General features: G+C 63.9%; 12 protein-coding genes and 1 rRNA gene. 8 read left to right on the top strand and 5 right to left on the bottom strand.

Annotated elements, in window-relative coordinates:
* Positions 1-307: 307 nt before the first annotated feature.
* The 5 genes from IFT60_RS25460 to rrf all read right to left on the bottom strand — a co-directional run bounded on the left by IFT60_RS25460 (position 308) and on the right by rrf (position 4,727).
* Positions 308-2,740 (bottom strand): penicillin acylase family protein, encoded by a 2,433-nt coding sequence (locus tag IFT60_RS25460; protein WP_197986470.1) that lies wholly within the window; start codon positions 2,738-2,740, stop codon positions 308-310.
* A 158-nt stretch (positions 2,741-2,898) separates the two neighbouring features.
* Complete coding sequence (locus IFT60_RS25455) at positions 2,899-3,711, bottom strand: M48 family metallopeptidase (RefSeq protein WP_192056892.1); 813 nt, start codon at positions 3,709-3,711, stop codon at positions 2,899-2,901.
* Entirely contained in the window at positions 3,708-4,157 is a 450-nt protein-coding gene (locus tag IFT60_RS25450; RefSeq protein ID WP_192056891.1) for a YbjQ family protein, read from the bottom strand. Before IFT60_RS25450 ends, IFT60_RS25455 begins: the two co-directional genes overlap by 4 nt.
* A 1-nt stretch (position 4,158) precedes the next feature.
* Entirely contained in the window at positions 4,159-4,467 is a 309-nt protein-coding gene (locus tag IFT60_RS25445) for a YbjQ family protein (RefSeq protein WP_197986469.1), read from the bottom strand.
* Between the two features lie 147 nt (positions 4,468-4,614).
* Positions 4,615-4,727: ribosomal RNA gene (rrf, locus tag IFT60_RS25440) — 5S ribosomal RNA — on the bottom strand.
* A 144-nt stretch (positions 4,728-4,871) separates the two neighbouring features.
* On the opposite strand from rrf, the gene IFT60_RS25435 reads away from it, so the two are divergent.
* The 8 genes from IFT60_RS25435 (at position 4,872) to IFT60_RS25400 (ending at position 12,349) form a co-directional block, all read left to right on the top strand.
* Complete coding sequence (locus IFT60_RS25435) at positions 4,872-6,368, top strand: B12-binding domain-containing radical SAM protein (RefSeq protein WP_192056889.1); 1,497 nt, start codon at positions 4,872-4,874, stop codon at positions 6,366-6,368.
* 55 nt (positions 6,369-6,423) lie between these two features.
* Entirely contained in the window at positions 6,424-7,560 is a 1,137-nt protein-coding gene (locus IFT60_RS25430) for an MlaE family ABC transporter permease (protein ID WP_192056888.1), read from the top strand.
* Entirely contained in the window at positions 7,560-8,435 is an 876-nt protein-coding gene (locus tag IFT60_RS25425) for an ABC transporter ATP-binding protein (protein ID WP_192056887.1), read from the top strand. Before IFT60_RS25430 ends, IFT60_RS25425 begins: the two co-directional genes overlap by 1 nt.
* A gap of 1 nt (position 8,436) precedes the next feature.
* Positions 8,437-9,384, top strand: coding sequence for an MlaD family protein (locus IFT60_RS25420; protein ID WP_192056886.1), 948 nt, complete (start codon positions 8,437-8,439; stop codon positions 9,382-9,384).
* Positions 9,385-9,392: 8 nt separating this feature from the next.
* A complete protein-coding gene (locus IFT60_RS25415) occupies positions 9,393-10,010 on the top strand; it encodes an ABC-type transport auxiliary lipoprotein family protein (RefSeq protein WP_229511190.1) in 618 nt (205 codons plus the stop codon).
* On the top strand, positions 10,007-11,167 hold the full coding sequence (locus IFT60_RS25410; protein WP_192056884.1) for a VanZ family protein: 1,161 nt from the start codon (positions 10,007-10,009) through the stop codon (positions 11,165-11,167). The genes IFT60_RS25415 and IFT60_RS25410 overlap by 4 nt, the downstream gene beginning before the upstream one ends.
* A gap of 201 nt (positions 11,168-11,368) precedes the next feature.
* On the top strand, positions 11,369-11,695 hold the full coding sequence (locus tag IFT60_RS25405) for a (2Fe-2S) ferredoxin domain-containing protein (protein ID WP_192056883.1): 327 nt from the start codon (positions 11,369-11,371) through the stop codon (positions 11,693-11,695).
* Positions 11,696-11,713: 18 nt separating this feature from the next.
* Positions 11,714-12,349 carry an alpha/beta hydrolase gene (locus IFT60_RS25400; RefSeq protein WP_192056882.1) on the top strand — a complete coding sequence of 212 codons (636 nt, stop codon included), beginning with the start codon at positions 11,714-11,716 and terminating at the stop codon, positions 12,347-12,349.
* Positions 12,350-12,382: the final 33 nt, after the last annotated feature.

The following is a 12,382-nucleotide window of genomic DNA, read 5'->3' as shown; positions in this document are numbered from 1 at the left end:
TCAGCTGGCACCTTCATCAAACGCCCACACTTATCGACTGTTAATTTTTAAAGAACTTTATTCGGTACTGTCTTGCTGCGTTCTGCGAATCGTTTTGTTCGTCAGCAGCAGAGAGATGAGATTATGCAGTGTTTCGCGATCTTCGTCAACCTCTTTTTTGCTACACCGCAGTGTTTCGCGGCCACCTGTCGTTGCTTCAACTACTTGATTTCGTTGTCGTTTTCAACAGGAGGCGAATTATAGCGAAGGCCGGCCGCGGTCCGCAAGTGCTTTCTTGCGGCCGGTCTTTTGCCAACCCGACAGCAGCCTAGTCGGCCTTGAGGCTCATCGGCTGGTAGTGCGGGTCGGCCTTGATCTTCTCTTCCACAAATGGCAGCACCGGCCATTCCTTGCGCGAGTAGACACTGGTCTGGTCGGCGTAGTACGGCGACTTCGGATCGGTCGACTGGCCATAGGTCAGCATGGCCTGCGCGACCGGCCCCTGGTCATCAAATGTCACGGTCTGAATATAGCTCTGCCCCCAGTGCACGCCGTTATAACCGGTAGCCGTCAGACCGCTGCGCATGGTGAGCGAATTGTAAGAGCCGTCGACGTTGCCGATGCCGCCGTGCAGCGGGATGCGCACACCGTTCTTCGGCTCCGTCTGGTAGTCGCCCAGCCTGGCGTCGAAAGCGATCCCCAGCCCCTGCAGCTTGAGCGCGGCACTCTTCAGTGCGGCCAGCATGGCCGGCATGGCGGCCGGCGCGACGCCGTACGGTGTATTCACCGGATCGGCCGGGTTGAACTGCACTGCCCATTTGTTCGGAATGGCGGCGGCAGTGTTCCAAAATTCGCGGAATAGCAAGGCGCCGCGGCTGTCGACGTTCACGCGCCGGTCCCAGGCGGCCAGCGCCGTGCACGCCTGGCGCAGGACAAGGTCGCCGCTGATGGTGCACGCCTGCAGCAGTTCGGGCAGCACCAGCTCGGCCGCGTACAGGCGATTGGCGAACGCCAGCGCCTGCATATCCGGCAAGCCGATCTTTTTTACCTGTATCAACTCCTCGAACTGGCGGAAACCAATGCGCGTGCGCAGGCTCTGCTCGACACCGACGCGGCCATACAGCGGCGAGTAGCCGAACGGCGCCGGGCCGGCCAGCAAGGCCCTTGGGTTGTTCAGCCAATAGCTGTCGTTGGAATTGCCGACGTAATCGGTGCGGATCGCCCACGGCGCATTCACAGGCGAATAGATCCCGGCCGGCGCGTTCGCATCTTGCCCCCAGGCGCAGCTGCTGCGCGCACCGTCGAACAGCAGCGCCGCCTGCAGCAGCAGGCAACCGTTGCCGAACTTCTGGGGAGCCATGTGCGGCACCACACTGGCGTCGGCGAACAGCACGTTGCCGTCGCGGTCGGCGGCCAGCGTGTTCACCCAGGGCAGGCCGACCGTCTTGTCGAGCGCGGCCTTGAGCGCCCCCACGTTGTTGGCCTTGCCGATCCCCAGCCACTGCTCGAGCATGCGGGTGTTGTTCCGGTTCGGGTCGGCCAATACATAGGCGGCGCTCGCCGTCCAGCTCATGCCTGCTTCCGGCTTGACGATCACCGCGCCCTGCTCGCTGAACCAGAAGGTTTTGGAGCGTTTGGCCAGGCTGCCGTCCGCCTGCAGCAAATCGACCTCAACCGTTTTCGAGGTCATCTTGTGCGGCACGCCGTCAACCAGATAGGTGGTGCGGCTGCTGTCGGCCGCATCCAGCGCCAGCCTGAAGGTGGTGAAGTGGATCGCCGTCGTCACCGTATGGCTCCAGGCGATGTCCTTATTAAAGCCGATCACGATCGCCGGGATGCCGCCGATGATCACGCCCATCGCATCATAGTTGCCCGGCACCGTCAGGTGGGCTTGGTAGAAACGGTCGGCCGAGGTCCACGGATAGTGCGGGTTGCCGAGCAACAGACCGCGTCCGCTGCTGGACAGCTCATTGCCGACGGCGAGCGCATTGCTGCCGATCCCTTGCGTATGCAATCGATCGAGCCGCGCCAGCAGGAAGGCCGGGTCGAACTTGCGCGCACGCGTGGCGGCGAGCGGGGCCCCCGCCACCCGCCCGGCGGCCACGAACTCCCTGGCGAATACCTGGCCGGTCGCATGCAAGGCCTTTTCCGCCATGATCAGATACATGTCGTCGACCGTGATCGGGCGCACCCACTTGGCGTCCTTGCAGGCAGCCGGATACAGCCCCGTAAACGCTTTCACATAACGGTTGTAACCCTCGACATAGCCCTCGATGAGTTCGCGCGGCTCGGCGGGGCCGGCGGCGTAGTTGGCGCGCAGCTGCGCGATGTCGAGATAGCCCTTGAAGAAAAAGTCGCTGTCTTCGTTGTTCAGGTCCATGAATCCGCTGGCGGCGCCGTATTCGTCGCCAGTGCGTTGCGGCGCGCGCGCGGCGCCGCCAAAGAATTGCGAGCGTTCGCCACGCACGGTGATCACGGTGTCGGCGAACATGCAGACATTGTCCTGCGCATAGGCGTAGGCCAGGCCGTAGCCGAGGCTGCGGACATCCTTGGCGCGCACGTGCGGCACGCCATAGGTGGTGCGGGCGACCTCGACCTCGATGCGGGAGGCGGTGGCGACCGGCGGCGGCGCGGTACCCGTCCCGCCCGGGGCGTCGTCATCGTTGCTGCTGCAGCCGGCGAGCGCCAGCGCAAACACTGCTGCGAGGCCTGCGCAGCGCAGGGAAGAGAATGGGTTCGATTGCACTTGCTGACGTTTCATGTGGACGCTTTCTGCGGGATGACCGCGTGGCGAAATGAAAGACAATTGAGTGACAGGACGGCACGGCTGTGCCGTCTTGATTGGGTGAACTAGTTTGAACGCCGAGGGATGCCAGGCAAGCTGGCAAGGTTGATGGGTACGGAGATGATCGGTTTGTATTACTGGATCAAAGGCAGCACAGCGCCGGTCGTGTAGCCGGCCTTGCGCGCGGCCGCATGGATGGCATCGATGCGCGCTCCCATGGCCGGGTGCGACATGAAGTAATGGGAACCGGGCAGCGCGTCATCATCCCTGGCGCGCAGCGCTTCAAAAAATTCGGTGGCGCCGCCCACATGACCGTAGCGGCAGGCGAGTACGCGCAAGGCCAGGGCGTCGGCTGCCGACTCGCGCGCACGCGAATAGCTGGTGGTGCCGAACTGCTGTACCGGCGCCAGCACGCCCGCCAGCGCCGAGCCGTCGCCGCCGATGAGCGCCGCCAGGCCGTACAGCACGACGCCGCGCCCCAGCGCGCGCAGGTGGTCGCGGTGCGCCAGGTGCGCAAGCTCGTGTGCCAGCACGAAGGCCAGGCCGTTTTCCGACTGCACGTGCGTGAGCAGCCCGGAAAACACGTAGATGGCCCCGCCGGGCACCACCATCGCATTCGGCACCGCCGAATCGGTAAGGCGCACCGTGGCCGGCCCGGTGAATCCGGCGCAGGACCGCAGGCTGTCGACCAGTTGCTGCAGGCGGGCGACGCGGTCGCCGTCCTTGCCGGAAGGCGGCGGCTCGGCCTTTGCGGCAATGATGCGCGTCAGCGAAGCCTCGGTCTCCGGCCCCATGCGATCGACCACCGCATCGACCAGCAAGCCGAGCAGGAAAAAAACCAGCAGCGCCAGCGCCGCCAGCCCGGCCAGCAACAACATAAAATCCTTGAGCGGATGCTCGCGGGTGACGTTGTCGTTGTCCGGGGGCAGCGACGGCGCGTATTTCATGCGACGTAGATGGCGGTGCCGAAGGCCAGCACCTCGACGGCGCCGATGCCGCCTTGTGCGCTTTTCGACAGCGGCACCGTTTCCAGGCGCAGGTTGACGATTTCGTGGGCGCCGGCGCAGCTTTCCTTCAGCCGCAGCACCGCCTCGCGCTTGGCGCGGTCGAGCAGGCTTTCATAGGATTTGACCGGACCGCCGACAAAGGCGCGCAAGGCGGCCGCGGCACGCTTGAAATGGTCGACCGAGACGACCACGCTGCCGGTCACCAGTTCGCAGCGCACCGGTGCGCCACCCATGATCGGAAGTTTGCCGGCGGTCGTGGGCAGGTAGAGCATGGTTTTTTCGCGCGCATGGATCGAGCGGTAGTGGCGCTTTTCCGCGATCTGGCCGAACACGAAGCCGAGCACGACCGGCACGCCCCAGAACAGCAGCAGGACATACAGTTCCATGTCAGTCGACCGTCACCGCGGTACCGTACACATAGATCTCGGCGGCGCCCACCGCCACCGACGAGGTAGAGAAACGCACGTTGACGATGGCGTTCGCCCCCATCTGCTGCGCCTGCGCCTGCATGCGCGCGATCGCTTCGGCGCGCGACTCTTCCAGCAATTCGGTATAGCCGCGCAGTTCGCCGCCGACCATGTTCTTCAGGCCGGCCATGATGTCGCGCCCGACGTGCTTGGCGCGTACCGTGCTGCCCGAGGCGATGCCGTGGCTGGCCGTGATGGTCTTGCCGGGAATGATTTCAATATTACTCATCAACATGCTGAATGCCCCTCGGTGATCGAAGATGCAATCTAATCATGCTTGAATGATAATTGCAATGAGGAAAGCATAAAGCCGGGTACAAGTCGACAGGCGAAAAAAAACCCCAGCACACGGGCTGGGGTTTTTCTTTTATAACTAGCCTGACGATAACCTACTTTCACACTGGTTGCAGCACTATCATCGGCGCAAAGTCGTTTCACGGTCCTGTTCGGGATGGGAAGGGGTGGGACCGACTTGCTATGGTCATCAGGCATAACTTGCTGGGACGCTGCTCCACAACTGGGCAACAACTCCCTGAATTCCGGGGCGTATTCTAACAGGCAAGTTCCAGTAACGCCAGCACGGATTGCGGCGCCAGCGCGTAAAATGGTCCCTTTGCCCGAACGCTTGCCGCCATGACCATCCTGTTATCGACCCTGAACGCCCGCTACACCCACGCTTCGCTGGGCCTGCGCTACCTGCTAGCGAACATGGGACCGCTCGGCCCCGATACCCGGATCCAGGAATTCGTCATCGGCGCCAAGACCACCGACGTGGTCGAACGCTTGCTGGCCCAGCACCCGCGCATCATCGGCTTCGGCGTGTACATCTGGAACGTGGAAGAAACGACGCGCATCGTCGCCATGCTCAAACGGGTGGCGCCCCAGGTGAAAATCATCCTGGGCGGCCCGGAAGTGTCCTTCGAGACGAACGAACAGGACATCTGCCGCCTGGCCGATTACGTCGTCACCGGCTGGGGCGACGTCACCTTCCCCCAGCTGTGCGCGCAGATCCTGGATGGCCCGCAGCCGCTGATGAAAATCCACGCCGGCGTACAGCCGCCGATGGCCGAGATCGCCCTGCCCTATGCTTTATATAGCGCCGAAGACATCGCGCACCGCACTTTGTATGTCGAAGCCTCGCGCGGCTGCCCGTTCAAATGCGAGTTCTGCCTGTCCTCGCTCGATAAAACCGCCTGGCCCTTCCCGCTGGATTCCTTCCTGGCACAGATGGAAGATTTATACGTCCGCGGCGCACGCCTGTTCAAATTCGTCGACCGCACGTTCAACCTGAACGTCAAGACCAGCATGAAGATCATGCAGTTCTTCCTCGACAAGCTCGAGGCGGCGCCAGCCGACCCGGTGTATGCCCACTTCGAGCTGGTGCCCGACCACCTGCCGGAAGCGTTGAAAGAGATGATCGCGCGTTTCCCGGCCGGCGCGCTGCAGTTCGAAATCGGCATCCAGAGTTTCAATCCCGAAGTGCAGGCGCTGGTCAGCCGGCGCCAGGACAATGCCAAGGCGGCCGACAACATTCGCTGGCTGTGCGAACACTCGCAGGCACACCTGCACGTCGACCTGATCGCCGGCTTGCCGGGCGAAGACATCGCCAGCTTCGCGCGCGGCTTCGACCAGTTAGTAGGCCTGGGCGCACACGAGATCCAGTTCGGCATTTTAAAACGGCTGCGCGGCACGCCGATCATCCGCCACACGGAAGCGTACAAGATGGTGTACGACCCGTATCCGCCCTACACCGTGCTGGCAACGAGCCTGATCGACTTCCCAACCATGCAGCGCCTGGTGCGCTTTGCCCGCTACTGGGACCTGGTGGCCAATTCCGGGCGCTTCGCCAACACCACGCCCGAACTGCTGGGCGTGCGTCCGTTCGAGAACTTCATGGCGTTTGCGGACTGGATCTATACGAAGACGGACGCCACCCACCGCATCGCGCTCGACCGCCTGGCCAAGCTGGTGGCCGAGTGGCTGCAGGTGACGGGGATGGCGCGCGAACGCGCGCTGGCGGTGGTGGCGAGCGATTACGCAGGCAGTGTCGACACCGGCAAGAAGGAAAAAGCGGCGAACGCGAGCACGGTCGCGGCACCGGCCAGGCAGGTGCGCCACCTGGCAGCCTGAGCACGCTAGACCCTCCCGGATGGCAGAGACGGCGAAATCCTTTTACACTGCAACAATGCAGATTGAAAATACGCCAACATTAACCATCGAACACCCCGCCGGCGGCGCGGCGCAATCTGTCATGGCAAGCGGCGTCTGGCAGGTGCATGCGCTGAGCCAGAAGGGCATGCTCAAGAAGCTCAACCGTACCCTGCTCGGCCTGAAGAAGAAGCCGAACCTCGCCTGGGACCTGACCGGCGTGGCCAGCATCGACCACATCGGCGCCCAGCTGTTCTGGAATGCCTGGGGCAAGAAGCGCCCCGCGCAGCTGGCGCTCGACCCGCGCCAGGAAGAGCTGTTCAAGCGCATCGAGCAGGCCTGCCGCAACACCCTGCCGCGCCAGAAGGTCAGTCCGCTGAACTGGATCATCGTGCTCGGCGCCGGCCTGCTCAGCTTTTTCGAGCACCTGCACGGTTTTATTGAACTGATCGGGCGCCTGGTGCAGGATCTGTGGCGGTTCCTGCGCCGTCCGAACACGGGGCCGTGGCGCGAAATCTCGGCGAACATCTATCACTCCGGCTTCCAGGCGCTGGGCATCACGGCGCTGGTCGGCTTCCTGATCGGCGTCGTGCTCTCCTTCCTGTCGGCGCAGCAGCTGCGCCAGTTCGGCGGCGACATCTACCTGGTCGACATCCTCGGCATGAGCGTGGTGCGCGAACTGGGGCCGCTGTTGGCGGCGATCCTGGTGGCGGGCCGCTCGGGCTCCTCGATCACCGCACAGCTCGGCGTGATGCGGGTGAACGAAGAACTCGACGCGATGCTGGTGATGGGCATCTCGCACGGCTACCGCCTGATCATGCCGAAGGTGGTGGCGCTGGCGATCTCGATGCCCTTGCTGGTGGTCTGGACCGACGCCATGGCCCTGCTCGGCGGCGCGGCCTCGGCCAAGCTGGAACTGGGCCTGTCGTTCCGCTACTTCCTGCAAAAGCTGCCGGACGCGGTGCCGCTGGTGAACTACACGATCGGCTTACTCAAAGGGATGACCTTCGGCATGCTGATCGCGCTGGTGTCCTGCCACTTCGGCCTGCGCATCAAGCCGAACACCGAAAGCCTGGGACGCGGCACGACGACCTCGGTGGTGACCTCGATCACGGTCGTGATCCTGGCCGACGCCGTATTTGCGATCATCTTCAGCGGCGTGGGGTTCCGATAATGGCCGATACAGCACAACGCCGGCAGCAGCTCAACCGCAAGCCGGAAGAAGACGTCGGCCCGCCGGTGGTCGAGATCCGCAAGCTGTGGACCAAATTCGGCAAGACGGTCATCCACCAGGACCTGAACCTCGATATCTATGCGGGCGAGATCCTGTCGATCGTGGGCGGCTCGGGCACCGGCAAGACGGTGCTGCTGCGGCAGATGCTGGGCTTGGAAACGCCGTCGCGCGGCTGCGTGCGCGTGTTCGGCGAAGACATCAGCGAAGCGGGACCGGAGCAGCTGCAGCGCATGCGCAACCACTGGGGCATGCTGTTCCAGCAGGGTGCGCTGTATTCGGCGCTGACGGTGTTCGACAACATCGCCCAGCCGATGCGCGAACTGCGTGGCTTGCCGGAAGACGTGATCCGCGACGCCGTGCTGCTGAAAATGGAGATGGTCGGGCTGGCTGCGGAACACGCGAACAAAATGCCGTCCGACCTGTCGGGCGGGATGACCAAGCGTGCAGCCCTGGCGCGCGCTCTGGCGCTGGAACCGAGATTATTGTTCCTGGACGAGCCGACCGCCGGCCTCGACCCCGATGCGTCGGACGCGTTCGTGACGCTGATCCACGCCCTGCACCGGGAACTGAAACTGACCGTGGTGATGGTCACCCACGACCTCGATACGCTGTTTGCGCTGTCCTCGCGCATCGCGGTCCTGGCCGAGAAGCACGTGCTGGCGGTCGGACCGTCGCGCGACGTGCTGCGGGTCGACCACCCGTTCATCAAACATTTCTTCCTCGGCGGACGCGGGCAACGGGCACTCGAAGTGCTGGACGAGCGCGATGAGGAACGTGACGAAACCGCCGCCGAAGAAGAAGAACCAAAGGAGTGACATGGAAAACCGATCTTACGCCCTGATGACAGGCATCTTCACGATTGCCCTCCTGATTGCGACGGTGCTGGCCGGCCTCTGGTTGAACCGCGACAAGACCGAACTGTCGCCCTACGAGATCGTCACCACCCAGTCGATTCCCGGCCTGAACCCGCAAGCCACGGTGCGCTACCGCGGCCTGGAAGTGGGCCGCGTCGACGAAATCGTGTTCGACCCGAAGGTGACTGGCCAGATCCTGATCCGCCTGTCGGTCGAGGAAGGCTCGCCCGTCACCACCACCACCTTCGCCTCGCTCGGCTACCAGGGCGTGACCGGCATCGCCTTCATCCAGCTCGACGACGACCGCACCGGCTCGCCGCTGCTGAAGACCGACCCGGCGCACATCGGCCGCATCCCGCTGCGTCCGGGTTTGCTCGACCAGCTGGAAAAGCGCGGCGTCGCCATCCTCGACCGCACCGAGCAGATCACGGAGCGCCTGAATGCGCTCGTGAACGAGGAAAACGAGAAAATCATCATCGGCGCCTTCGACAACATCAGCAAGGCCGCCGCCGCGTATGGCGAGATCCCGGAAAAGCTCGGGCCGACGATCGAGCGCATGCCGGCGCTGGCCGATAAACTCGACCGCAGCTTGACCTCGTTCGACACCTTTGCCGCCAGCGCCACCGGCGCGGTGCGCAACTACGACCAGCTGGCGACGAGCCTGCAGGCGCCGGACGGCCCGATCAACCGCCTGAACGGCGCCATCGGCTCGCTGCAAGGCGTGACCAGCGACCTGGAAGCGGAAACGCTGCCGCACCTGACGCGCATGACCGACGAAGCGCGCACCGCGCTGCGTTCGGTGCGCCGCACCGCCGATTCGCTCTCGGACCGCCCGCAAAGCATCCTGTTCGGGAACCCGAACGTCCAACCCGGCCCCGGCGAGCCCGGCTTCGTCGCCCCGACCAAATGAGGACCACCTTGAACACCAATTTGCACCGCATTCTCGGCGCTACCGTCCTTGCCCTTGCCGTCGCCGGGTGTGCGTCGGGCGGCAAGAACACCGGCGCCAACACCCAGTTCGACTTCGGCCCACTCGGCGCGCCAGCTACGCAAGTCGCGCAGGCGCCAATGGCCGCCATCATCGTGATGGATGCAACCGGCTCGCCGACCTTCGAGAACGAGCGCATGGTCTACCGCCTGAACTACAACGACCCGCTGCAGGCGCGCACCTATGCCAACAGCCGCTGGAGCGCCAACCCGCTGCTGCTGGTCACCCAGCGCCTGAAATCGCGCCTGGCGCAGGCTGGCGTGAAAGTGCTGTCGGCCACCGATTCCAGCACCAACATCCCGATCCTGCGCATCGAGATCGACGATTTTAGTCACGCCTTTGCCAGCACCACGGCCAGCCAGGGCGACTTGACCCTGCGCGCTTCGCTGTTCAACGGCCACGCCCTGCACGACCAGAAAACGTTTACGCGCGCGACACCGGCAACCAGTGCGGATGCCGCCGGCGGCGCCCGTGCGCTGGCCGCCAGCACCGACGCCGTCGCCGCCGACATCATCGCCTGGCTCGCCGCCAACAACCGACCACGATGACCGGACCGGAAGCGCACGGGGATGGCCACGGCGCAGTCACCGACAACGATGCGCCGCGCCGCGGCTCGCCCGTCGCGCGCGCGGCGCTGCTGGCCTACCTGCTGCTGATCGTCTACGCCAGCTGGTATCCGTTTACGGGCTGGCGCAACAACGGCTTGCCATTGTTGTCGTTCATGAACCTGGTCAAGCAGCGCTATTGGACCGGCTTCGACGTGATGGTGAATATTGTCGGCTATGTCCCGCTCGGCATCCTGCTGGTGCTGGCGCTGTATCCGCTGGTGCGCGGGGTCTGGGCGATGCTGCTGGCGACGCTGTTCGGCTTTCTCGTCACCGGCACCATGGAGACGGTGCAGAATTTCCTGCCCAGCCGCGTGCCCTCGAACCTCGACCTGCTGACGAACGCCGCCGGCTGCTTCATCGGCGCCTGCATCGGCCCCTTCATGGCGAAAAGCCTGCTCGACCAGGGGCGCCTGTACCGCATCCGCAAACGCTGGTTCGCGCCGCACGCCAGCCAGGGCCTGGTGCTGCTGGCGCTGTGGCCGCTGGCGCAGATCTATCCGCAGAGTTTTTTGTTCGGCCACGGCCAGGTACTGCCGATCATCTCCGGCTGGCTCTCCACCTGGCTCGAGGAAGACATCGACCTGATCGCCATGCTGCGACCCGGGCCGGCGATGAGCGTCGAACAGTTCTGGCTGTCGGAAACGATCATCACCGCCTGCGGCATGACCGGCGCCGCCCTCACCCTGCTGTGCCTGCTGCGCCGTGGTGCGCCGCGCTACACGTTGATGCTGCTGATGCTGGCCGCCGCGCTGGTCATCAAGACGCTGGCCAGTTCGCTGCTGTTCCGGCCCGATAACGCCTTCGTGTGGGTAACGCCGGGCGCCGAGGGCGGCTTCCTGATCGGCCTGATCATGCTGGCGGGCCTGGCCTTTGCGCCGCAGATCGCGCAGCGCCGGCTGGCGGTGGTGACCCTGGTGCTGAGCCTGATCGTGGTGAACACAATTCCGGCGAATCCGTATTTCACGCTGACGCTGCAGGGCTGGGTGCAGGGCAAATTCCTGAACTTTAATGGGGCGGCCCAGTTCCTGTCCCTGTTGTGGCCGTTTTTTGCGCTGTGGTTCCTGCTGCTACCGTCGCACAAACTGAATCGGCATTAGAACCTATCCCAGTAGGGAGGAGGAAGTTGATGACGATGCATGGCAAGCGCGGGCAAGGCGCGAGGAGGCCGCGTGGCGGCGCCACGCAACGACGAGCAACGTAGCACCCGCTTGTCAGGCGCGTCAGCAACGACTTATCCCTACTGGGATAGGTTCTTAAAGCGCGTATCATTGGACTTAGCAACGATCATTGGAAACGACATGAGCGACGACAAACCATTTTACGAACACCACGTCTTCTTTTGCATGAACGAGCGTGAGGGTGAAAACTGCCGCCAGAGCTGCGGCAAGTCCGGCGCCGCCATCGCGCAAAAGCACGCCAAGAAGCGCATCAAGAAGCTCGGCCTGAGCGAGCCGGGCAAGGTGCGCATCAACCAGGCCGGCTGCCTCGAGCGCTGCGAAGAGGGTCCGGTGGTCGTCATCTACCCGCAAGGCACCTGGTACACCTATGTCGACACCGACGACATCGACGACATCATCGATACCCACATCCTGGGCGGCCAGGTCGTCGAACGCCTGAAAATCTGATTTCTCTTTGATCGCACCATGAACAAGTTTTCGAAACGTTTTACCCTGGACGGCCCGGCCGGCAAGATGGAATGCATGCTCGACCTGCCGGAAGGCGCGCCGCGCGGCATCGCCCTGGTGGCGCACCCGCACCCGCTGTACGGCGGCACGATGGAAAACAAGGTGACGCAGACGCTGGCGCGCACCTTCGTCACCCTCGGCTATGCCACGGCGCGCTTCAACTTCCGCGGCGTCGGCCAGTCCGAAGGCGAGCATGACCGTGGCCATGGCGAAGTCGACGACATGGCCGTCATGATGGAATACATGCTGTCCGAGTATCCGGGCCTGCCGGTGGCGCTGTCCGGCTTTTCGTTCGGCACCTTCGTGCAGTCGCAACTGCACGCACGCCTGGTCAACGAGGGCAAGCCGGACGCCATCGAGCGCATGGTGCTGGTCGGCACCGCCGCCGGCAAATGGCCGCTGCCGAGCGTGCCGGAAGACACGATCCTGATCCACGGCGAACTCGACGACACCATCACCCTGCAGATGGTGTTCGACTGGGCGCGTCCGCAGGAAATCCCGGTGATCGTGATCCCGGGCGCCGACCACTTCTTCCACAAACGCCTGAATCCAATCAAGAATCTCGTCCTGCAAATGTGGCGGCGCGACAATTGAATGCGGGACTGGCCAGCCTCTCTGGCCTATAAT

The organism is Massilia sp. CFBP 13721, assembly GCF_014842025.1.
Lineage (GTDB): Bacteria > Pseudomonadota > Gammaproteobacteria > Burkholderiales > Burkholderiaceae_D > Telluria.
The sequence above is the reverse complement of the archived record's forward strand: the minus strand, read 5'-3'. Positions and strand labels throughout refer to the sequence as shown.